Annotated in this window: 19 protein-coding genes and 1 pseudogene; 13 read left to right on the forward strand and 7 right to left on the reverse strand. The window is 61.3% G+C overall.

The genetic code is table 11. The features are described from left to right. Positions 1-10 precede the first annotated feature (10 nt). On the reverse strand, positions 11-991 hold the full coding sequence (locus AC1DNK_RS12615) for an aldo/keto reductase (RefSeq protein ID WP_477941364.1): 981 nt from the start codon (positions 989-991) through the stop codon (positions 11-13). 167 nt (positions 992-1,158) lie between these two features. Here AC1DNK_RS12615 and AC1DNK_RS12620 point away from each other — a divergent pair, with 167 nt between their 5' ends. Then, positions 1,159-2,787: an AMP-binding protein gene (locus AC1DNK_RS12620; RefSeq protein WP_477941365.1), complete on the forward strand. Its 1,629-nt coding sequence runs from the start codon at positions 1,159-1,161 to the stop codon at positions 2,785-2,787. On the opposite strand, the gene AC1DNK_RS12625 is transcribed toward AC1DNK_RS12620, so the two are convergent. From AC1DNK_RS12625 to secA, 3 genes are all read right to left on the reverse strand, one after another. Then, positions 2,784-4,061: a GNAT family N-acetyltransferase gene (locus tag AC1DNK_RS12625; protein WP_477941366.1), complete on the reverse strand. Its 1,278-nt coding sequence runs from the start codon at positions 4,059-4,061 to the stop codon at positions 2,784-2,786. The genes AC1DNK_RS12620 and AC1DNK_RS12625 overlap by 4 nt on opposite strands. Next, entirely contained in the window at positions 4,061-5,476 is a 1,416-nt protein-coding gene (locus AC1DNK_RS12630) for a lipopolysaccharide biosynthesis protein (protein WP_477941367.1), read from the reverse strand. The genes AC1DNK_RS12625 and AC1DNK_RS12630 overlap by 1 nt, the downstream gene beginning before the upstream one ends. A 165-nt stretch (positions 5,477-5,641) precedes the next feature. Continuing rightward, entirely contained in the window at positions 5,642-8,356 is a 2,715-nt protein-coding gene (gene secA / locus AC1DNK_RS12635; RefSeq protein ID WP_112517675.1) for a preprotein translocase subunit SecA, read from the reverse strand. A 250-nt stretch (positions 8,357-8,606) separates the two neighbouring features. Between secA and AC1DNK_RS12640 the strand changes: the two genes are divergently transcribed. The 6 genes from AC1DNK_RS12640 to AC1DNK_RS12665 all read left to right on the forward strand — a co-directional run bounded on the left by AC1DNK_RS12640 (position 8,607) and on the right by AC1DNK_RS12665 (position 12,675). Then, positions 8,607-9,494 carry a peptidylprolyl isomerase gene (locus AC1DNK_RS12640; RefSeq protein WP_112386101.1) on the forward strand — a complete coding sequence of 296 codons (888 nt, stop codon included), beginning with the start codon at positions 8,607-8,609 and terminating at the stop codon, positions 9,492-9,494. Positions 9,495-9,552: 58 nt separating this feature from the next. Beyond that, on the forward strand, positions 9,553-10,794 hold the full coding sequence (gene argJ, locus AC1DNK_RS12645; protein ID WP_477941368.1) for a bifunctional glutamate N-acetyltransferase/amino-acid acetyltransferase ArgJ: 1,242 nt from the start codon (positions 9,553-9,555) through the stop codon (positions 10,792-10,794). Next, complete coding sequence (locus AC1DNK_RS12650; RefSeq protein ID WP_477941370.1) at positions 10,763-11,584, forward strand: GNAT family N-acetyltransferase; 822 nt, start codon at positions 10,763-10,765, stop codon at positions 11,582-11,584. The genes argJ and AC1DNK_RS12650 overlap by 32 nt, the downstream gene beginning before the upstream one ends. Continuing rightward, the gene (gene mutT, locus AC1DNK_RS12655) at positions 11,581-11,994 is read left to right on the forward strand and encodes an 8-oxo-dGTP diphosphatase MutT (RefSeq protein ID WP_477941371.1); all 414 of its coding nucleotides are present in this window, start codon (positions 11,581-11,583) and stop codon (positions 11,992-11,994) included. The genes AC1DNK_RS12650 and mutT overlap by 4 nt, the downstream gene beginning before the upstream one ends. Positions 11,995-12,118: 124 nt before the next feature. Continuing rightward, positions 12,119-12,436 carry a hypothetical protein gene (locus tag AC1DNK_RS12660; protein ID WP_112386097.1) on the forward strand — a complete coding sequence of 106 codons (318 nt, stop codon included), beginning with the start codon at positions 12,119-12,121 and terminating at the stop codon, positions 12,434-12,436. Between the two features lie 65 nt (positions 12,437-12,501). Beyond that, positions 12,502-12,675, forward strand: coding sequence for a Flp family type IVb pilin (locus tag AC1DNK_RS12665; RefSeq protein WP_112386096.1), 174 nt, complete (start codon positions 12,502-12,504; stop codon positions 12,673-12,675). Positions 12,676-12,684: 9 nt separating this feature from the next. Here the strand turns inward: AC1DNK_RS12665 and AC1DNK_RS12670 are convergent, their stop codons facing one another. Then, the gene (locus tag AC1DNK_RS12670; RefSeq protein WP_477941372.1) at positions 12,685-13,566 is read right to left on the reverse strand and encodes a class I SAM-dependent methyltransferase; all 882 of its coding nucleotides are present in this window, start codon (positions 13,564-13,566) and stop codon (positions 12,685-12,687) included. 76 nt (positions 13,567-13,642) lie between these two features. Here AC1DNK_RS12670 and AC1DNK_RS12675 point away from each other — a divergent pair, with 76 nt between their 5' ends. The 5 genes and pseudogenes from AC1DNK_RS12675 (at position 13,643) to AC1DNK_RS12695 (ending at position 16,572) form a co-directional block, all read left to right on the forward strand. Further along, a complete protein-coding gene (locus AC1DNK_RS12675) occupies positions 13,643-14,419 on the forward strand; it encodes a ComF family protein (RefSeq protein WP_477941373.1) in 777 nt (258 codons plus the stop codon). 33 nt (positions 14,420-14,452) lie between these two features. After that, complete coding sequence (gene grxC, locus AC1DNK_RS12680) at positions 14,453-14,710, forward strand: glutaredoxin 3 (RefSeq protein WP_477941374.1); 258 nt, start codon at positions 14,453-14,455, stop codon at positions 14,708-14,710. Between the two features lie 9 nt (positions 14,711-14,719). Beyond that, positions 14,720-15,577 carry a carbon-nitrogen hydrolase family protein gene (locus AC1DNK_RS12685; protein WP_477941375.1) on the forward strand — a complete coding sequence of 286 codons (858 nt, stop codon included), beginning with the start codon at positions 14,720-14,722 and terminating at the stop codon, positions 15,575-15,577. Next, entirely contained in the window at positions 15,574-16,002 is a 429-nt protein-coding gene (locus tag AC1DNK_RS12690; RefSeq protein WP_112517666.1) for a DUF1178 family protein, read from the forward strand. The genes AC1DNK_RS12685 and AC1DNK_RS12690 overlap by 4 nt, the downstream gene beginning before the upstream one ends. Position 16,003: 1 nt before the next feature. After that, positions 16,004-16,572, forward strand: a pseudogene (locus tag AC1DNK_RS12695) (DUF3291 domain-containing protein). A gap of 11 nt (positions 16,573-16,583) precedes the next feature. On the opposite strand, the gene ubiG reads toward AC1DNK_RS12695, so the two are convergent. Next, complete coding sequence (gene ubiG / locus AC1DNK_RS12700; RefSeq protein ID WP_477941377.1) at positions 16,584-17,330, reverse strand: bifunctional 2-polyprenyl-6-hydroxyphenol methylase/3-demethylubiquinol 3-O-methyltransferase UbiG; 747 nt, start codon at positions 17,328-17,330, stop codon at positions 16,584-16,586. 53 nt (positions 17,331-17,383) lie between these two features. Beyond that, entirely contained in the window at positions 17,384-18,814 is a 1,431-nt protein-coding gene (locus tag AC1DNK_RS12705; protein ID WP_477941378.1) for an amidase, read from the reverse strand. A 95-nt stretch (positions 18,815-18,909) separates the two neighbouring features. Here AC1DNK_RS12705 and AC1DNK_RS12710 point away from each other — a divergent pair, with 95 nt between their 5' ends. After that, on the forward strand, positions 18,910-19,692 hold the full coding sequence (locus AC1DNK_RS12710; RefSeq protein ID WP_112517664.1) for a response regulator transcription factor: 783 nt from the start codon (positions 18,910-18,912) through the stop codon (positions 19,690-19,692). The last annotated feature ends 1 nt before the right edge of the window (position 19,693 follow it).

Genomic DNA, 19,693 nt, shown 5'->3' on the forward strand with positions numbered 1-19,693 from the left:
GGCCGTTTGCTTATTTGAAGCCTTCGACGCGGTGGGGAATGTAGGGTTCTTCGAGGGCTGCGATCTCCTCCGGCGTCAGTTTAACCGCCAACGCGGCGACGGCATCGCTCAGATGACCCGGCCGGGATGCGCCGATGATCGGTGCCGTGATTGCGCTCTTCTGCAGGATCCAGGCCGTTGCGATCTGCGCACGAGGCACGCCATGCTCCTTCGCCAGACGGCCAACGGCGTCGATGATCTTGCGGTCGGATTCTTCGGCCTGACGGTAGAGCGTCTTGCCGAATTCGTCGCTTTCGGTGCGGGCCGTCTGCTCGTCCCAGTCGCGCGTCAGGCGGCCGCGGGCAAGCGGGCTCCAGGGAATGACGGCGATCTTCTGGTCCTGGCAGAATGGCAGCATCTCGCGCTCTTCCTCGCGGTAGAGCAGATTGACGTGATCCTGCATGCTGACGAATTCGGTCCAGCCGTTGAGGCGCGAGGCATAGACCATCTTGGCAAATTGCCACGCATGCATCGAGGAGGCGCCGATATAGCGGGCCTTGCCCGATTTCACGACGTCATGCAGTGCCTCCAGCGTTTCCTCGATCGGCGTCGAATAGTCGAAGCGATGGATCTGGTAGAGGTCGACGTAATCGGTGCCGAGGCGGCGCAGGCTGTTGTCGATCTCGTCGAAGATCGCCTTGCGCGACAGGCCGGCGCCATTGGGGCCGGGGCGCATGCGGTTGAAGACCTTGGTGGCGAGCACGATGTCTTCGCGCTTGGAAAAGCTCTTGATGGCCCTGCCGACGATCTCTTCGGAAGAGCCATCAGAATAGGTGTTGGCGGTGTCGAGGAAGTTGATGCCGAGATCGATCGCCTGCTTGAGGATCGTGCGGCTTTCCTCTTCGCCGAGCGTCCAGGCATGGTTGCCGCGGCCGGGATCGCCGAAGGTCATGCATCCGAGGCAGATTTTCGACACTTCGAGGCCGGTCCTGCCGAGTTTTACATAATCCATTGAAATGACTCCGTGATTGAATAAACGCCGCCGCCTGCCGAATAATCTAGGGCGAATACGGGCGAAGTGTCAGCAGGCTGCGGGCAGAAATTTGCAGTGCTCGGCCACCCGCTTGCGCTTCGGCGCTACAGGGTGTTAGCTGGTGCAGCATCGACTGGACCTGACCTATGAAATTGCCCGACTTCGATCGGTACGACGATCTCTACCGTGAATTTGCGTGGGACATTCCAGGTGATTTCAATATCGGCCGGGCGGTCAGCGACGATTGGGCTGCAAGAGAGTCTGGCAGGATCTGTCTCGAACATTTCAACCCTGACGGCCGCCATCAAGCGATGAGCTATGGCGAGCTTTCTCAGAGGTCGGCGTCACTCGCCAACGCGCTGGTTTCGCTCGGTATCCGGCGCGGCGATCGTGTGGCATTGCTGCTGCCGCAATCCTTCGAGACTGTCATTTCGCATGTCGCGATCTACAAGATGGGCGCCATCGCGCTGCCACTGGCGCTGCTTTTTGGTGTCGAGGCGCTGGAATACCGGCTGAAGACGGCAGGCGCATCCGCTGTCATCACCAATGCCTTCGGGATGACGCGGATCGCGAAAATCCGCGACCGGCTTCCCGAACTGAAGACGGTCATTTCGATCGACGGCGGAGAAGCGCTTTATTTCGCAGATCTGGTCGCAGCGTATTCGCCTGTCTTCGAGGCCGCCGGGACCGGCCCCGATGATCCGGCGCTGATGATCTTCACCTCGGGCACGACGGGTCCGCCGAAGGGCGCCTTGCATGGCCATCGCGTGCTCGCGGGCCATATTCCGGGCATGCAGTTTGCCCATGAGGGGTTCCCGCAGGCGGGAGACAAGGTGTGGACGCCATCCGACTGGGCTTGGGCGGGCGGATTGCTGAACGCGCTGCTGCCAAGCCTGCTGCTCGGCGTGCCCGTGGTTTCATCGCCGGCCCAGAAATTCGATGCGGATACGGCCTACCGGATCATGGCGGAGATGCATGTGCGCAACGCCTTCATTCCGCCAACGGCGCTCAGGCTATTGAAGGCTGGCGGCGATCTGCACCAGAAATACCATCTTGATCTGCGCACAATCGGTTCGGCGGGCGAGTCTCTCGGCCGCGAGACCTATAACTGGGTGCGCGATGCGCTGGGAATGACCGTCAACGAATTCTACGGTCAGACTGAGTGCAATTTTGTGATCTCCTCAAGTGCCGCCGCCGGCGTTTCGAAGGCGGGGGCGATCGGGCGGCCGGTGCCGGGGCATCTGGCTGCCGTCGTCGATGACAAGGGCAACGAGCTGCCGGTGGGGCAGACCGGGCAGATCGGTGTCAGGGCGCCGGATCCGGTGATGTTTCTTGGCTACTGGAACGATGATGACGCGACGGAGCGCAAGTTCGCCAACGGCTGGCTGCTGACAGGAGACCTGGCGCATCAGGATGAAGAAGGCTTCATCACCTTCGAGGGCCGCGACGACGACGTCATCACCTCATCCGGATACCGGATCGGGCCGGCGGAGATCGAGGATTGCCTGTCCGGCCACCCCGCGGTGCAGCTGGCAGCGGCGGTCGGCAAGCCGGACCCGGTCCGCACCGAGATCGTCAAGGCCTATGTCGTGCTGTCACAGGGCTTTGTGCCAAGCGCGGGACTTGCCGCCGAAATCCGCGACTGGGTGAAGATGCGCCTCTCGATGCACGAATATCCACGTGAAGTGGAATTCGTCGATGCGCTGCCTTTGACGACGACTGGCAAGGTGATCCGGCGAACGCTGCGGGAGCGCGCCGCCGCAGAGACCGCCTAGCCGCGTCCGGCAAGCGACATGATCTTGGCGCGCAGCATTTTCGCCATGTTGCGGGTGTTGCTGTACATGTGCAGCTGGGTTGCCGCCTGGCGCACGTCCCGGTCGCCGTTCTGCGACAGGCCGATGACCAGCGTTCCCATCTCCTCGCGTTCCTTCCAGAAGCGGCTCATGATCGGGTGGCCGGGAATGGCGCAGGAATCGGACCTGATGATGTTGGCGTCGTCGAGATGCCATTCCGTCAACTCGCCCATCAGCAGCTTGCCGGGCGAATAGCGGGCAAACTCCTCGTCATAGGCGGTTTTCCAAGTATAGGCCTCGCCACCCATCATCAGCACGACGATGGCGGCAATCGCCTTGCCGTTAAAGTCGATGGTGTGAATACGGACCGCGTCGATGGCTGCCAGATTGGAGACGGCTTCGCGGGCGAAGGCGGTGTGGTAGCGGTCGGTGGCGAGCGCGCTGCGCTTCTTGCCCTTCCATCCGCCGGCTTCCATGGCGAGAAACTGTTCGAAGCGCATATGCACGTCGCGCGGCTGGCGGGCGACGCTGTAGGTCACCGTGCCCTTGTCCTCAAGAAGCCGCCATTGCCGGCGCATCTCGCGCATGTGCGACGAGGATACGGAGCTTGTGAGATAGACGGCGGCGTCTTCCTCGCTCTGCAGCATCGGACGCTCGAAGGGGTTTGTCATGGTGATCGGCAGGTTGCGGCTCAGCGCGACGGCTTTGACGAGCCGAGCGAAAATGCCGTTCAGCCGCAGATCCGGAAGGACCAGAATGGGGGGCAGCCTGAGATCGCGGATCGTCAGGCCCTCGAAGAGATTGTCGAGCGTCTCGGCTGCATCCTCGGCATCGACAAGCGGCGTTCCAAGCGGCGCGAAGCTGTTCGACCACGCACGGATGATCGATGGGCCGACGGCAAAGCCCGGCTTCTCGACGGAGAACGGCATCAGGAAGCGCATGCGGCTGCGATTGCCGCCGGTATCACGCATCAGCGCGAAGCTGACCTGCCGGTCGTCGAGGCGCGGCATGGCGGGCGCCAGGAAGCGGCCGGTGAAGAAAACGTTCGGTTCGATCGCCCGGTTCGACAGGAAGTCGAGTTCATCCTGCAGCTCGTAGCCGAGCTTGCCGGGATAGACGCAAAGCTCGCGCCCCAGGCGGCCGATCTCGACGCGGGCCTCGGCCTGCGGTCCCTCGAAATTCAGCGAGGCGAGCTCGTGAACCATCCGGTTGGTGGTAGCGTCGGTGGACTCGGTATTCGGAGGGGTGCGCACCATCAAGGGGCCTTCCTGTCTGCCTGCGCAATCGCCGGGCGGCTGAATGCAAAAAGTACGATGCCAAGCGTGCGCCGCACAGCGATATGAAGAAGTGTTGCCTCGACGGCCATCGCCGATGCCGTGGCGATCGCGGTGCCGATGGTTCCGAGGTGGGGGATAAGGGTCAGGTTCAGCGTGATATTGGCCGTCAGCGCGCCAGCATAGAGGGCAGCGCAGAGGTTCTGCTTGCCTGCCATCATCAGCAGCATTTCGGCCGGGCCAACCAGCGCCTTGGCAAGAATGCCGGCAAGCAGGATCGCCATCAGAACATAGCCGGCGGTGAAGGCTCCACCGAATAGCGATAGAAGCAGGTGGCCAGCGGCAAGGACCGCGAGGCCGACGCCAAGTGCCGGCCAGAACGTCCATCGCGCAGCGTCGGCGGCGGCAGAGGCGAGCTCGCCCCTCGTGCCGTCGGCGATTATGCTGGAGAAACGCGGGCCGGAGGCAGCCTTTACCGAAAACATGATGAACTGCACCAGCGCCATGGTTTTGGCTGCAGCGAAGTATATTGCGACATCATGCGGCTCAAGAAAGATACCGACGATGACGACATCGGAGTTGGTCAGCAGGAAGCTGGCACCCTCGATCAGAAAGATCGGGAAGGCGACGCTCAGCCAAACGATGAAATCAACCTTGCGATCTCCGGTGTCGTAGTGGTGGCGCAGGCGTAGCAGCGTCGCGGCATATTGGCCAAGCGCCGTAACGTAGGTAGCAGCGAGAGCAGCCTGCATCGCCGTGACGGCGGTATGATCTGCACCCATCGCGTTCGCGATGAGCATAAAGACGATGATCAGTACCGGCCGGATGATATAGATCGGGCTCAGGGCCATGACCGGCCAGTGATTGGCGCGCGAAGTACCCTCCAGGACGTCTCCGAGCGCGATCATCGGTAGAGCGAGAAGGCCAAGGAAGCCGGGGATCAGATAGTAGGTCGCAATCCTGTCGCCGAAGAAATGCAGGCCTGCCATGCCAAACACCATCAGCAGCGAACCGGAAAGGATCGCGAAGATGCGGGCGGTGCCGGTCAGGCCGCGGATTTCCTCGAAAGCGCCCGATGCCTTGTATTGCGGCAGGAAGCGAACGATCGCGGTGTGGAAACCGAGGCAGGAGAGGTCGCCGAAAAGAACGATCAGTACCCAGATGAAGACGTAGATACCGTATTCCCACTCGCCCATCAGCCGCGCAAGGACGATCTGGGAAACGAAGGCTAGGGCGGCGCTGAGGATGCGGATTGCGAAGGCCGTCAGCGCCATGCGCTGGGCGGTCGCCTTGCCATCCCGCTGGGTCAGCACGGCGGCAAGCATGTGGAGAACCCGGCTTCCGGCGGGACGCAGGCTCGCGGGCAGCATTTTTTCCGCCGTCTCAATGACTGCCATAATGAACACGCACAACCCAGAACTCAGGCAAATCGTATCGTCAGTCTTGCCAGATCAGGGTTAAGAAACGGTTGTGGCGCATCCGCGGCGCTTAATATCGCGGTTGTCTGTGCCGCAAATGAAAATGCCACCCGGAGGCGGCATCTTCATTGTCTATCCAAGCTCTTACGCTTCGGCAAATGCGCCGTGGCAGTGCTTGAACTTCTTGCCCGAGCCGCAAGGGCAGGCTTCGTTGCGGCCGACCTTGCCCCAGGTGGAGGGGTCGTTCGGGTCGCGGTTCTCGGGAGCGACGATGACTTCCGAGGCCTGGTAAGCCGTCGCAAATTCGTTCTCGCCGGTCGCCGGGTCTAGGTGCTGTGCGTGCATGACCGGAAGTTCTGGTTCGGCAGGCGCCTGCTGGACCAGTTCGACGCGCATCAGCTGTGCGGTGACCGCCTGGCGGAGGTTGTTCAGCAGCGACTGGAAGAGCTCGAAGGCTTCCGACTTGTATTCCTGCAACGGATCGCGCTGCGCATAGCCGCGGAAACCGATGACCGAGCGCAGGTGATCGAGATTGACGATGTGTTCGCGCCAGAGATGGTCGAGCGTCTGCATGACGATCGAGCGCTCGACATAGCGCATGATGTCATCACCGAAACGTTCGGCCTTCTCCGTGAAGGCGGCGTTGGAGGCTTCGGTCAGGCGCTCGCGGATATCGTCTTCGCCGATACCTTCTTCCTTGACCCAGTCTTCGACGGGCAGATCAAGGTTCAGCAGGCTGACGACCTGTTCCTTCAGACCGGCAGCATCCCACTGTTCGGCATAGGCGCGCTCGGGGATGTGCTTGTCGACGAGATCTTCGATGACTTCGCGGCGCATGTCCGAAACGGTCTCGGCGATATTGGCCGATTCCATCAGCTCCAGGCGCTGGTCGAAGATGACCTTGCGCTGATCGTTCAGAACGTCGTCATACTTGAGCAGGTTTTTGCGGATGTCGAAGTTGCGGGCTTCGACCTTCTTCTGGGCGCGCTCGAGGGCCTTGTTGATCCAGGGATGGACGATCGCTTCGCCTTCCTTGAGGCCGAGCTTCGTCAGCATCGAATCCATACGGTCGGAGCCGAAGATGCGCATCAGGTCGTCCTGAAGCGACAGGTAGAACTTCGAACGGCCAGGGTCGCCCTGGCGGCCGGAACGGCCACGCAGCTGGTTGTCGATACGGCGGCTTTCGTGACGCTCTGTCGCGATGACGTAGAGACCGCCTGCGGCAATCGCCTTTTCCTTGAGCTGCTTGATCTCTTCGCGGATCGCCTCGACCTTCGCGTCGTATTCCGGGCCGGGCTCGACGCCATCGAGCTCGCGCTCGACACGCATGTCGAGATTGCCGCCGAGCTGAATGTCGGTACCGCGGCCGGCCATGTTGGTGGCGATCGTAACGGCGCCGGGAACGCCGGCCTGTGCGACGATATAGGCTTCCTGCTCATGATAGCGGGCGTTGAGGACCTGAAAGTCCTTGAAGCCCTGCTTGCGCATCATGTCGGCCAGCAGTTCGGACTTCTCGATCGAGGTCGTGCCAACCAGAACGGGCTGGTTGCGCTTTTGCGCCTCGGCGATCTCGGCGATGATCGCCTTGAACTTCTCCTCAAAGGTCCGGTAGACCTCGTCGTCTTCATCGATACGCTGGATCGGCAGGTTGGTCGGTACTTCGACGACTTCGAGGCCGTAGATGTTGCCGAATTCTTCCGCTTCCGTCTGCGCCGTACCGGTCATGCCGGCGAGCTTGCCGTACATGCGGAAATAATTCTGGAACGTGATCTGCGCCAGTGTCTGGTTCTCAGGCTGGATCTTGACCTTTTCCTTGGCTTCGAGCGCCTGGTGCTGGCCTTCCGAATAACGGCGTCCCGGCATCATGCGGCCGGTGAATTCGTCGATGATAACGATCTCGTCGTTGCGGACGATATAGTCCTTGTCGCGCTGGAACAGCTTGTGGGCCTTCAGCGCGTTATTGACGTGGTGAACGATCGCGACGTTTTCGATGTCGTAGAGTGCGTTGCCCTTCAGCAGGCCGGCCTGTTTCAGCAGGTTTTCAAGCTTTTCGGTGCCTTCTTCGGAGAAGTTGGCAGAACGCTGCTTTTCATCGATCTCATAGTCGCCGTCCGAGAGGAGCGGGATATAGGCATCGATCGTGTTGTAGAGATCGGAGCGGTCGTCCAGCGGACCGGAGATGATCAGCGGCGTGCGCGCTTCATCGACGAGGATCGAGTCCACTTCGTCGACGATCGCGAAGTTATGGCCGCGCTGAACCATCTGGTTCTTCTCGTACTTCATGTTATCGCGCAGATAATCGAAGCCGAGCTCGTTGTTGGTCGCGTAGGTGATGTCGCAGCCATAGGCGGCGGCGCGTTCCTCGTCGGAAAGGCCGTGGACGATGACGCCCGTGGTCAGCCCGAGGAAGCCGTAGACCTTGCCCATGGTCGCCGCGTCGCGCTGCGCCAGGTAGTCGTTGACGGTGACGACGTGCACGCCCTTGCCGGAAAGCGCGTTCAGATAAACCGGCAGGGTTGCGACCAGTGTCTTACCTTCACCGGTCTTCATCTCTGCGATATCGCCGGAGTGAAGGATCATGCCGCCGACGAGCTGTACGTCAAAAGGTCGCATGCCGAGTACACGGCGCGAGGCCTCGCGGACGACCGCGAAGGCGGGCACCAGGATGTCGTCGAGCGTCTTGCCTTCGGCGAGGAGCTTGCGGAACTCGACCGTCTGAGCGGCGAGCTGTTCGTCGCTCAATGCCCGCGTCTTTTCTTCAATCGCATTGATGTCTGCGACTTTCGGCTGGAAAGACCGCACGCGGCGGTCATTGGCAGAGCCAAATATCTTGCGGGCAAGGCCGCCAAAGCTGACCATATGACTGGTCCTTTCTCAATATTCTTCCCCGGCTTTTCTTATACGAATGCCCAGCCGAAAATCAGGCACGCGTCTCGAAACGCCAGGAAACTTTTCTGGACGCGAGGTTGCGTGACAGATAAGAGGGGGGTCGAATGATGTCAACGGATTTGGCTGATATAGAAAGGCCACATTCCAGTGTTGAACGCTGTTTTGGGCTGGATTCACACATGATGCTGAAGCCGGCGGTGTAACTCTGAAAGGTTATTTGATGTTGAGCTACAACAAACTTGCCGTGATGGCGGTCGCGACCTTCGTTGCGTTCCATGCGCCGGTCTATGCTGAAGACAAGCCGGATGCCGTCATTGCCAAGGTTGGCACTCTGGAAATTCATCAGTCGGAACTGGATCTGGCGATCGCCAATCTCGATCCGCAGCTGGCGCAGCTGCCTGACGATCAGAAGAAGGTCGCAGCGCTTTCCGCCGCCATCGACGTAAAGCTGCTCGCCGGCGATGCCGCCACGGAAAAGCTCGATCAGACCGACGAGTTCAAGAAGCGCCTTCAGTATCTGACGGACCGCGAACTGCACAACGCCTACTTCAAGAAGCACGTCGTTGACACCGTTACCGACGACGAAGTGAAGGCGCGCTACGACAAGGAAGTCGCCGCTCTTCCGAAGCAGGAAGAAGTGCATGCCCGCCACATCCTGGTGAAGACCGAAGACGAAGCCAAGGACGTCATCAAGCAGCTCGACGCCGGCAAGGATTTCGCAGAGCTCGCCAAGGAAAAGTCCACCGACCCGAACAAGGCTGACGGGGGCGATCTCGGCTATTTCACCAAGGGCCGCATGGTCAAGGAATTCGAAGACGCAGCCTTCGCGCTCGACAAGGGAACCTACTCGAAGACCCCTGTGAAGACCGATTTCGGCTATCACGTCATCAAGGTCGAAGATAAGCGCGACGCACCTCCGCCGCCGTTCGATCAGGTCAAGGATCAGGTTCGTCAGCTCGTCATGCGCGACAAGTATCTTGCTCTTCTCGCTTCCGCGAAGGAAAAGTCCAAGGTCGACATCATGGACGAAACCCTGCGCAAGGGTTACGAGGATGCGAACAAGCAGCCGGCGCCGGGTCAAGAGCCCGTCGTTCAGCCGCAGCAGTAATCATCACTATTCGGGCCCGGTTCTTCCGGGCCCTTCACTATCAGGCAGGTCCATCACAATGTCCGGTTCCGTTTCTCCGCTCGCCCCGAAGACCTTCGCATCCATGCCTGCGCTGCGCGGTGTGCGCATGGCGACCGCTTCTGCAGGCATCAAGTACAAGAACCGGACCGACGTGCTGATGATGGTCTTCGACAAGCCTGCCTCGGTTGCGGGCGTTTTCACGCGTTCGAAATGCCCTTCGGCGCCTGTCGATTTCTGCCGCGCCAACCTGCCGCATGGCATTGCACGCGCCGTCGTTGTCAATTCCGGCAATGCCAACGCCTTTACTGGCCTCAAGGGTCGCGCTGCGACCGAGCTGACGGCGAAGTCGGCTGCCGCCGCCGTCGGCTGCGGCGAGAATGAAATCTACCTGGCATCGACCGGCGTCATCGGTGAGCCGCTGGATGCGACCAAGTTTGCTGGTGTTCTGGATGCCATGCATCGCGATGCGAGTGGCGACTTCTGGTTCGAAGCTGCCAAGGCGATCATGACGACCGATACCTATCCGAAGGTCGCCACGCGCAGCGCCGAGATCGGTGGTGCGACCGTCACCATCAACGGCATCGCCAAGGGCGCTGGCATGATCGCGCCCGATATGGCGACGATGCTGTCCTTCGTGGTGACCGATGCCGATATTGCCCCGGCTGTCCTGCAGGCGATGCTGTCCGAGGGCGTTGGCCCGACCTTCAACTCGATGACTGTCGATAGCGACACCTCGACATCCGATACGCTGATGCTGTTTGCAACGGGTGCGGCTACGGCAGACGGTCAGGCCCGCGTCGAGCGCGCCGACGATGCCCGCCTCGCGACTTTCCGCGTAGCGCTCAATGAAGTGCTCAAGGATCTCGCCCTGCAGGTTTGTCGCGATGGCGAAGGCGCCACGAAGATGCTGGAGATCACCGTGACCGGCGCCGAGAGCGACGCTGCCGCAAAGCGCATCGCGCTTTCGATCGCCAATTCACCGCTGGTGAAGACCGCGGCTGCCGGCGAAGACGCCAATTGGGGGCGTATCGTCATGGCTGTCGGCAAGGCCGGCGAGATGGCGGACCGCGACAGGCTGGCGATCTGGTTCGGTGACGTGCGCGTTGCCGTCAACGGCGAGCGTGACCCCGGCTACTCCGAAGAGGCGGCCTCGAATGTCATGAAGGAGCAGGATATTCCTGTCAAAGTCGATATCGGCCTCGGGAATGGTCACGCAACGGTCTGGACCTGCGACCTCACTAAGGAGTATGTGGCGATCAACGGCGACTACCGGAGCTGATCGTTCATTGACTGAGACTTCTTCAAAAAGTGCAAATCTGCCGCTGGTGCGCAGGCTCGAGGCCGTCGGGTTCCGGGCCTGGCCGGCCTCGTCCGTGCAATATGATGGCAGTTGGCAGGTGCGTTTGACGGCCGGTCATCCGTCCAACCGCCTGAATTCCATCGTGCCGCTCGATCCGTCCGACCATCGCGACATCGAAATCCGCGTGGAAAAGGCGAGCCGCAAGTTCGAGGCCTATGGCCGCCCGGCGGTTTTGCGGCAAACGCCGCTCTGCTCGCCCTTGCTGGTGGATCTGGTGGCAGCGCAGAACTGGACGCATTTCGACGAGACGATCGTCATGACCTGCGATCTGACGCAGGCCGAGCTTCCCGATACGCTCGATCATCTCCCGACCCACGATATCGGCCGCTTCGTCGATGCCAATCTGGCGACCGATCAGGTCTCGGCGAAACTGAAGCCGGCGCTTGCCGAGATCATCAATGCGATCAAGCCGCCATCCGGCTTGTTCATGATCGAGGATCCGGAGACCGGTCCGCTGGCGACAGTGCTCTGCGTTCAGGACAACGATCTCGCGGGTATCATGTCGCTATCGGTTGCGCGGGAGCGCCGGCGCGAGGGGCTGGGTCTCGAAATCCTGACGTCTGCGCTGCGCTGGGCACGGATGCGCTCTGCGCGCTCCGCCTGGCTTCAGGTAAAGGCGGACAATGCGCCGGCGCTCGCTCTTTACGAGCGGATCGGCTTTCGCGAAGCCTATCGCTACAGCTACTGGCGCAAGGATCGCTGCGGATGAGCGAGGCCGGCAAGAAGATCCTTCTGGTTGCCGCCTGCGCGCTGATCGATTCCGATGGGCGAATTCTTCTGGCGCAGCGCCCGGAGGGGAAATCGCTTGCAGGGCTCTGGGAATTTCCGGGCGGCAAGCTGGAGCCCGGCGAGACGCCGGAGGAAACGCTGGTGCGGGAGCTCGAGGAAGAGCTCGGCATCAAGACCAAGGTCGCCTGTCTGGCGCCGCTGACTTTCGCCAGCCACAGCTATGACACATTTCATTTGCTGATGCCGCTTTATGTATGCCGCCGCTACGAAGGCGTTCCGCAGGGCCGCGAAGGCCAGGCGCTGAAATGGGTTAAGCCCATGGCATTGCGCGATTATCCGATGCCACCGGCCGACGAGCCGCTGATACCGATGCTGCAGGATCTACTTTAGAGATTTCTCACGATTTACTTTCACGGATGGTTTTTGTCCGCGGATATTAATCGATCGTTTATCACCTTCTGCCAAAGATCGGCCTCAATCAAGCAACCGGCGTGTGTGTGTAAAGGCTTGACGGATGGACGACGATTTCTGGAAAGCAGTCAGAGAGAAGCAGCAGAGCTCGAATGCCTCGCGCAGGACGGGTGCGCTTAATCTTGCCTTGCTGTTCGGCACAGCCGCGGTCGCCCTGACGTTGATCCTCACGCCGATGCTCGCCGATAAATCGAAGTCCAGCGTGTTTGCCAGCGTGCCGACGGAATTCGACAACATCACGACGGGCTCGATCCCCAAGACCGAGAACGGCAAGCGCTACACAATCCGCCGCAGCGTGCTCCAGGAAAGCCCTGGCTCCGTCTGCGTCGTCCAGGGGTACGGTTCGGGCGCCGGCTGCTGAGGGAAGACCGTCTGCCGGGGCGCAGAGGAAAAGGTCACCGCCATATGCGGGAAAGGTTGGGGGTAATGCGTTCTCTGAAGGCTTTGATCGCGGATATCCGCGGCGCTACCGCCATCGAATATGGCTTGCTGGCGGCATTGATCTCCGTCGGCATTATTGCCGGTGTCGGTACCTTCGGCAACAATCTCCAGACCATGCTGACGAATGTCAGCAACACGATCGCCGCGCATAACCCGTAAATCAGCGCTTCACTGCTTCAACTTGTGCTCTTCGACGCGTAAAGCATCGGCAAGGCGTGCCTTCGCCGATCCCGGCTGAAGGGGCTTCTGCTGGCTCTCGTGAGGAGCCCATCCCGAGACGTAGATTATCGAGAATGTCGCGCGGATCCGGCCATCCGGATCGGAGTAGCGCTCGGCGTAGATTTCGGCTGCGCGCAGAAAGAAGGCGCGGGTCAGTGGCTTGCGGCTGCGCGCGGCGAGCGGGTTCGCCATCCCCATCGCCCGCAGATCCTTCATCAGGGGAAAGATCGAATCGTAGCGCACCGTATAGGTTTCGGCATCAATGACAGGCAGCGAGAAGCCGGCGCGCTGCAACAATCCGCCGACATCGCGCACATCGGCAAAAGGAATGACACGGGGGCTGGCGCCGCCGGTCATTTCGGCCTCGGTCGCAAGCAGAACATCGCGCAGTTCCTGCAGCGTTCCAGCGCCGGGAATGGCTGCCAGGAACAGGCCGTCAGGCCGCAGTGCACGCTTGATCTGGATGAAGACGCCGGGGGTGTCGTTGGTCAAATGCAGGCTGAGCGGCGCGATGACGAGGTTGGCGGATTGCGGTTCGAGCGGAACGTCCTCCAGCGGCGCGACCTGAAGTTCGCCGGGAGCGCCGGAAACATCCTGCACTTCGATGCGCCTGAGATCGCCGATCTTGCCGGTTGCCAATGCGGCGCGCGCCGCCGCGCCCGTCGCGCCGTGCAGTTCGACGGCGTGCTCGAAGGTGCGCTCGACCACCGACAGTCTCTCGGCCAGCTCCTCGGCGGCGATATCGAGAAGGAACGCGGCCTTCGGATCGCCTGCCTGCAAGGCGCGGTGGCGGTGTGCGGCGATCGCCGCCCTGTCGAAAATGATATCCATGCGACGTGAATAGTCCCGTCATTCTCAAGCGGCAAGACGGATTTTCCTTTGCTGGAAAACCAGCTAGCTTTCGTCTATGGGGGCAATCGATTTCGGCAGGCTGAGAGAATCCGGACGGACGCTTGTCCTCCAGCCCTTTCGCATGCTTGCGGATCTGGTTTATCCGCCGGCCTGTTCGGCCTGCGGGGTGCTGACCGCGGGGCATCGAGGGCTCTGTGCCAAATGCTGGTCTGGCGTGCGCTTCATCGAGCGGCCCTATTGCGAGGTTCTCGGACTTCCCTTCTCGCACGATCTTGGCGTCGGAATTCTCTGTGCCGAAGCGATCGCAAACCCGCCGCCCTTCGACCGGCTGCGCTCTGCCGCCATCCATGACGAGGCCGTCCGCGATCTCGTTCATGGCCTCAAATATCGCGACCGTGTCGATCTGGCGCCGATGATGGCGGGCTGGATGCTGCGCGCAGCCGACGGCACAGTCGAGATTTGCGACGCAATCATTCCGGTGCCCTTGCATCGCTCGCGGCTGTTGTCGCGCAAGTTCAATCAGGCGGCCGAGCTGGCGCGGCATATTGCCAGTCTATCCGGCAAGCCGCTGCTTCCGGCAACGCTTTTGCGCGTCAAACGGACCGAGCAGCAGGTTGGTCTCGGCGCCCGTGCCCGCGAGGACAATGTCCGGGGAGCCTTCGCGTTGGCGCGCGGCCACGAAAACGACGTCTTCGGCAAACGTGTCGTGCTCGTCGATGACGTTTATACGACAGGGGCGACAGTGGCTGCGGCAACGCGCGCGTTGCGCAAGGCGGGCGCCGCCGACATCAGTGTTTTGACCTTTGCAAGGGCCCTTTCAGAACCTATATGACTAGTGAAAACAGGCACTCGTCTGGAGATAGAGATGACACCGGTAACGATCTATACGCGGCAGGCTTGCGGCTATTGCGCACGCGCAAAATCCCTTCTCGAACAGAAGGGTGTCGACTATGTCGAGCATGACGCGACCTTCTCTCCCGATCTCCGCCAGGAGATGATCGGCAAGTCGAATGGCCGATCGACATTCCCGCAGATTTTCATCGGCGGCAAACATGTCGGCGGTTGCGACGACCTCTTCGCACTCGATCGGGCCGGCAAGCTCGACCCGATGCTCGCAGCCTGAGCCGGAACCATGGTCTTCAGGGCTGCTGCCGTTCAAATGTGTTCAGGTGTCGATCCGGCTCGAAACGCCGTGTCGATGGCACGGCTGGTTAGTGAGGCCGCCGCACAGGGCGCGACATACGTTCAGACGCCCGAGATGACGGGAATGCTGCAGCGGGATCGGGCAGCCGCCAAGGCGGTGCTGCGCGGTGAGGCTGACGACATCATCGTCAAGACTGCATCGGAGCTTGCCGCCGAGCTCGGCATTTACATGCATGTCGGTTCGACGGCGATCGCGCTCGATGATGGCAAGATGGCCAATCGCGGCTTCCTGTTCGGGCCTGATGGCAAGGTGCTCAACCGTTACGACAAGATCCACATGTTCGATGTCGATCTCGACAATGGCGAGAGTTGGCGCGAAAGCGCGGCCTATCGGCCAGGCTCGGAGGCGCGCGTCGTGTCGCTGCCGTTTGCCGAGATGGGCTTCACCATTTGCTACGATGTCCGCTTCCCCGGGCTTTTCCGGGCACAGGCCGTTGCCGGTGCTGAGGTCATAACGGTGCCTGCCGCCTTCACCAAGCAGACCGGTGAGGCGCATTGGGAAATCCTTTTGCGCGCCCGAGCCATCGAAAATGGAGTCTTCGTCATTGCGGCGGCGCAAGCCGGCGTTCACGAGGATGGACGCGAGACCTTCGGGCATTCGATGATCATCGATCCCTGGGGACGCGTGCTGGCTTCTGCAGGCGGAACCGGCGAGGCCGTCATCGTCGCCGATATCGATCCTGCCGCCGTCAAGGCGGCGCATGACAAGATCCCGAACCTGAAGAATGGCCGGGAGTTTTCAATCGAGAAAATACCGGCAGCGTCGAGCGGAAGCGTTACCGCTTGATTCGCTATTCCCTCAGTTGCGAGAATGCGCACGAATTCGAAGGCTGGTTCTCCGAGAGTGCCGATTTCGACCGTCAGTTGGCCTCCGGCTTTCTGACGTGTCCGGTCTGTAAGTCGGCAACGATCTCGAAGGTGCTGATGGCGCCTTCGGTTTCGACGGCGCGGAAGAAGGATGAAATCAAGACTGTCGCCATGGATGCGATGCGCCGCGAAGCGTTCCAGAAGCTCAAGCAGGCGGTTGCGGAGGTCAAGGCGAACTCCGAAGACGTTGGCACCAAGTTTCCCGAAGAGGCGCGGAAGATCCACTACGGCGAGGCTGATGCTCGCGGTATCATCGGTCAAGCGACCGCGCATGAGGCGCAAGAGCTGATCGACGAAGGTATCGAGATTGCGGCGTTGCCGGTTCTGCCAGATGACGTGAACTGACATGAAGACGGAGCGCCTGGCCTTCTACAATTTTGGCCTCCACGTCGCTCCTCCGGAAAGCGAGACCATCCAGGGCTTTGTCCTGAGCGAGCCGCTGAACTTCGAGGCGGCGACGCGTGCCAGCGGCTTCCTCGGCCGCTCGGGTTATCCGGGCGTGCCCGGCACCAGAAGCTGGGGTGGGCAAGTCTTTCCGCGTTACATCGAGGGCAGCGGCTTCACGTCCGCGCCATCATCGCTCTCACTCTGGGCTGATATCGAGTCGCTGATGGCGTTCAGCTACAATGGCGTGCATGCCGAGGCGCTCAAGAATGCCCGCAGCTGGAATGTGAAGCCGGCATGGCCGCCGCTCGTGCTCTGGTGGGTTTCCGCAACGCATCGGCCGGATTGGGGGGAGGGTGCTCAGCGGCTCGAGCATCTCGACGACCACGGACCAAGCCCGCACGCATTCACGTTCAAGCAGCCTTTCGGTCCGAGTTGTCGATCGATCGGGAGCGGGTCAAGGAGCTTGCAGCGCGTAACGCCGAACGCCAGCAGGATCTGCTCGAACGGGTCGGCAAGCTGAAGGTCTGAAGGCGTCTCTCTTACCGCTGGCGTTTCGCCAGCAGCATGTAATTGACGTCCATGTCCTTCGACAGGTTCCATTGATTGGAAAGCGGATTGAAGAACACGCCCGTGCGGTCGATGACTTGGAGGCCGTTTTCCGTCATCGGCTTTTCCAGCTCTTCCGGACGCACCAGCTTCTCATATTGATGTGTGCCGCGCGGCAGCCAGCGCAGGATGTTTTCAGCGGCAAAGATCGCCAGTGCGGCGGCCTTCATTGTTCTGTTGATGGTGGCGACGAACATCATCCCGCCGGGGCGGACCATCCTGGCGCAGGTCGTCATGAAGAATTCAACGTCAGCTACGTGCTCGACGACTTCCATGTTCAGGACGATATCGAAGGTCTCGCCGGCCTCCGCAAGCTGCTCGGCCGTGACAGCGCGGTAGTCGACTGAAACACCCGATGCCTTGGCATGGGTGGAGGCGATGCCGATGTTCTTCTCAGAGGGGTCGGCGCCGACGACTGTGGCGCCCATCCGAGCCACGGGCTCCGACAGCAGTCCGCCGCCGCAGCCGATATCGAGAACGCGCAGACCTTCGAGCGGCTTCGGGTTTTTCGGATCAAGCCCGAAGTTCTCCGCCGCCTTGTCGCGGATATAGGTCAGCCGTACCGGATTGAACTTGTGCAGCGGCTTGAACTTGCCGGTCGGGCTCCACCACTCCGCCGCCATCGCCGAGAAGCGGTCAACTTCGCTCTGGTCGATCGTGCTCTTCGCGGCTTCGCTCATCGGTCTGCTCCTTGCATTCGTCAGCAGTGAAGTCGGACGATCGGCAGCATAAGTCAAGGGGCGGGCAGTCTCGGCACGGCGAGCCGGGCCTCGAGCCCCGCTGCCATCGAAAGCACGCTCTCATCCGCAAAGCGCCGCCCGACAATCTGCAGGCCGACAGGCAGGCCATTCGCGGCAAGGCCGACGGGCAGCGAGAGGGCGGGCAGCTGCGGCAGCATGTTGAAGGGACAGGTCATATCGAGACCGATGAAGCGTCCGTCAGGGCCGGTCGCGACATAATCGTCGTCGCATTCGGTGGTGAGCGGTGCGGTGACGGCGCAGGTGGGGCATAGCAGCGCGTCATAGGTCTGGAAGAGGGAGGCCATGTCCCGCCACATGCGGGTGCGCAGCAGCTCGACGCGCTTGTAGGCCGTGGCGTTCATCGCCAGACCGCGTTCGATCATCGAGACGACGGCCGGATCCATCCTTTCGCGGTGGCTCTCGATCGTATCGCCGAAGAAACCCGACATGAAGACGCACCAGATGTCGAACCACTCGTCGTTGACGGCGCGGGTCCATTGCATCGGGACCTCATCGACAATGGCGCCCGCACGGCGAAGCTCCTCAGCGGCATTGCGGACAAGGCGTTCGACCTCGGGCTCGATCTGGTAGTAGCCGAGATCGATCGAGAGTGCGAAGCGCTTGCCCTTGAGGCTGCCTGTTCTCGCCGCATCAGGAGCGAAGCCAATGGGCAACGAGGAGATGTCTTCGTCGCTTGGGCCGGAGGCAGCTTCCATGAAGGAGACGGCGTCGGAGACGGTGCGGGCCAGCGGGCCGAAATGCGAAATATTGTCGAAGACGCTGGGAAGAATGGTCATCGGGATGCGGCCGAGGCTGGGCTTCAGGCCGACGGTGCCGCTGAGTGCTGCCGGAATTCTGACCGAACCGCCCATATCCGTGCCTTCGGCGAAGGGCACGACGCCGGTTGCGACAGCCACCGCCGAGCCGCCGGACGAACCGCCGGGCGTATGCTCGGGATTCCAGGGATTGTGCGTCACGCCCCAGCGCGGGCTGTGGGTGAAGCTTGCATAGGCAAATTCGGGGGTGGCGGTCTTGCCCATCAGAATACCGCCGGCCTCCTGCAAACGGTGGACGACAAGTGCGGTTTCGGCGGGAACCCAATCGCCTCTCGTCCAGGAGCCGAGTGTTGTCAGATCGCCCTCGGTCGGTGTCAGGTCCTTGGCTGCGAAGGGTACGCCGTGAAGCGGCCCGGTGGCTTCGCCACGCGTCACCGCGCGGTCGGCAGCGCTGGCGGCTTCAAGCGCTTGATCCTCGCGAATGACGGTGAAGGCGTTCAGCCTCGCGGTTACCAGCCTGGCGCGGCGGATCGATTCCGCAACGATGGATTCGGAACTGAACTGCCCTTCGCGGATACCGCGGGCGATCTCAGTCGCGGGGAGGTCCAGCGGGTGCGAAATAGTGGCGTCTGCCGGTTTCGTCGTCATGTGAGCATGTTCCATCGGGGTCATTGCATTTCGCTTTGAAAGAGTGCTTGCTGTGTTTTAAGCCCTATGCGGCTTTTCGAGTGCCAGGACGATCCATGAATTCCGTTTCGAGACCAACTGCCCAGATGCCGGCCTTCGACGTCTGGAATGCTGCTCTCGCTCAGGCAGCGAATGCCATCGGGTCGCGGTCCTTTCCGGATGCGCTTGCCGCGGCGCTCAGGCTGCTCTCGCCGTTCCAGATGATGAACGGCTTCATCTACTCGCCCGATGCTCACGCCTTCGATCTCTACAACGAGAAGATCGTGGCCGAGCGGGCGCTGATCGTCGACCGATATCTGGCCGGCGCCTTCGTGCTCGATCCCTTCTACGATGCGGTGCGTGCCGACAGTAGTGCGCGGATGATCGTGATGCGCGAAATCGCGCCAGACGACTTTGCGCAGACCGAGTATTTCCGCATTCATTACGCGACCACCGAGATCCTCGACGAGATCGGCTTCGTCCTGACGCTGGAGAATGGCTATATCGCCGTGCTTTCCCTGTCGCGGACCGGCAATGCGGCGCTGTTTTCGGAAGAGGACTTGCAGCGCTTGCGGTCGGCAGCGCCGCTGGTTTGCGCTCTGGCTGGCCGTCATTGGTTCCATGTCTCCGGCCTGTCGCTGGAGATCAAGAACGCGGCTCCGGCGGCGCGGATCGAGCATCCGCTGCTGACCAAGCGTGAACTCGAGATCGTGACGCTGATCCTCAAGGGGCATTCCAACCTCTCGCTTGCCGCTGTGCTGGAGCTCTCGCCCAATACCGTGAAGGTGCACCGCCGGCAGATCTACTCGAAACTCAATATTTCCAGCCAGGCCGAGCTGTTCCGGCTGTTTCTGGCATAGC

This window comes from Rhizobium sp. 01N424 (assembly GCF_056399485.1).

Excerpts from the sequence above, each read along its gene's own strand:
- AC1DNK_RS12650 (WP_477941370.1), top strand. The coding sequence starts at position 10,763 with ATGTGGCGATCAACGGCGACTACCGGAGCTGATCGTTCATTGACTGAG.
- AC1DNK_RS12625 (WP_477941366.1), bottom strand. The coding sequence starts at position 4,061 with ATGGTGCGCACCCCTCCGAATACCGAGTCCACCGACGCTACCACCAAC.
- AC1DNK_RS12615 (WP_477941364.1), bottom strand. The coding sequence starts at position 991 with ATGGATTATGTAAAACTCGGCAGGACCGGCCTCGAAGTGTCGAAAATC.
- AC1DNK_RS12675 (WP_477941373.1), top strand. The coding sequence starts at position 13,643 with ATGGGGGCAATCGATTTCGGCAGGCTGAGAGAATCCGGACGGACGCTT.
- AC1DNK_RS12620 (WP_477941365.1), top strand. The coding sequence starts at position 1,159 with ATGAAATTGCCCGACTTCGATCGGTACGACGATCTCTACCGTGAATTT.
- AC1DNK_RS12710 (WP_112517664.1), top strand. The coding sequence starts at position 18,910 with ATGAATTCCGTTTCGAGACCAACTGCCCAGATGCCGGCCTTCGACGTC.
- AC1DNK_RS12670 (WP_477941372.1), bottom strand. The coding sequence starts at position 13,566 with ATGGATATCATTTTCGACAGGGCGGCGATCGCCGCACACCGCCACCGC.
- AC1DNK_RS12685 (WP_477941375.1), top strand. The coding sequence starts at position 14,720 with ATGGTCTTCAGGGCTGCTGCCGTTCAAATGTGTTCAGGTGTCGATCCG.
- mutT (WP_477941371.1), top strand. The coding sequence starts at position 11,581 with ATGAGCGAGGCCGGCAAGAAGATCCTTCTGGTTGCCGCCTGCGCGCTG.
- grxC (WP_477941374.1), top strand. The coding sequence starts at position 14,453 with ATGACACCGGTAACGATCTATACGCGGCAGGCTTGCGGCTATTGCGCA.
- AC1DNK_RS12705 (WP_477941378.1), bottom strand. The coding sequence starts at position 18,814 with ATGACGACGAAACCGGCAGACGCCACTATTTCGCACCCGCTGGACCTC.
- AC1DNK_RS12640 (WP_112386101.1), top strand. The coding sequence starts at position 8,607 with ATGTTGAGCTACAACAAACTTGCCGTGATGGCGGTCGCGACCTTCGTT.
- AC1DNK_RS12665 (WP_112386096.1), top strand. The coding sequence starts at position 12,502 with ATGCGTTCTCTGAAGGCTTTGATCGCGGATATCCGCGGCGCTACCGCC.
- secA (WP_112517675.1), bottom strand. The coding sequence starts at position 8,356 with ATGGTCAGCTTTGGCGGCCTTGCCCGCAAGATATTTGGCTCTGCCAAT.
- argJ (WP_477941368.1), top strand. The coding sequence starts at position 9,553 with ATGTCCGGTTCCGTTTCTCCGCTCGCCCCGAAGACCTTCGCATCCATG.
- ubiG (WP_477941377.1), bottom strand. The coding sequence starts at position 17,330 with ATGAGCGAAGCCGCGAAGAGCACGATCGACCAGAGCGAAGTTGACCGC.
- AC1DNK_RS12630 (WP_477941367.1), bottom strand. The coding sequence starts at position 5,476 with ATGGCAGTCATTGAGACGGCGGAAAAAATGCTGCCCGCGAGCCTGCGT.
- AC1DNK_RS12660 (WP_112386097.1), top strand. The coding sequence starts at position 12,119 with ATGGACGACGATTTCTGGAAAGCAGTCAGAGAGAAGCAGCAGAGCTCG.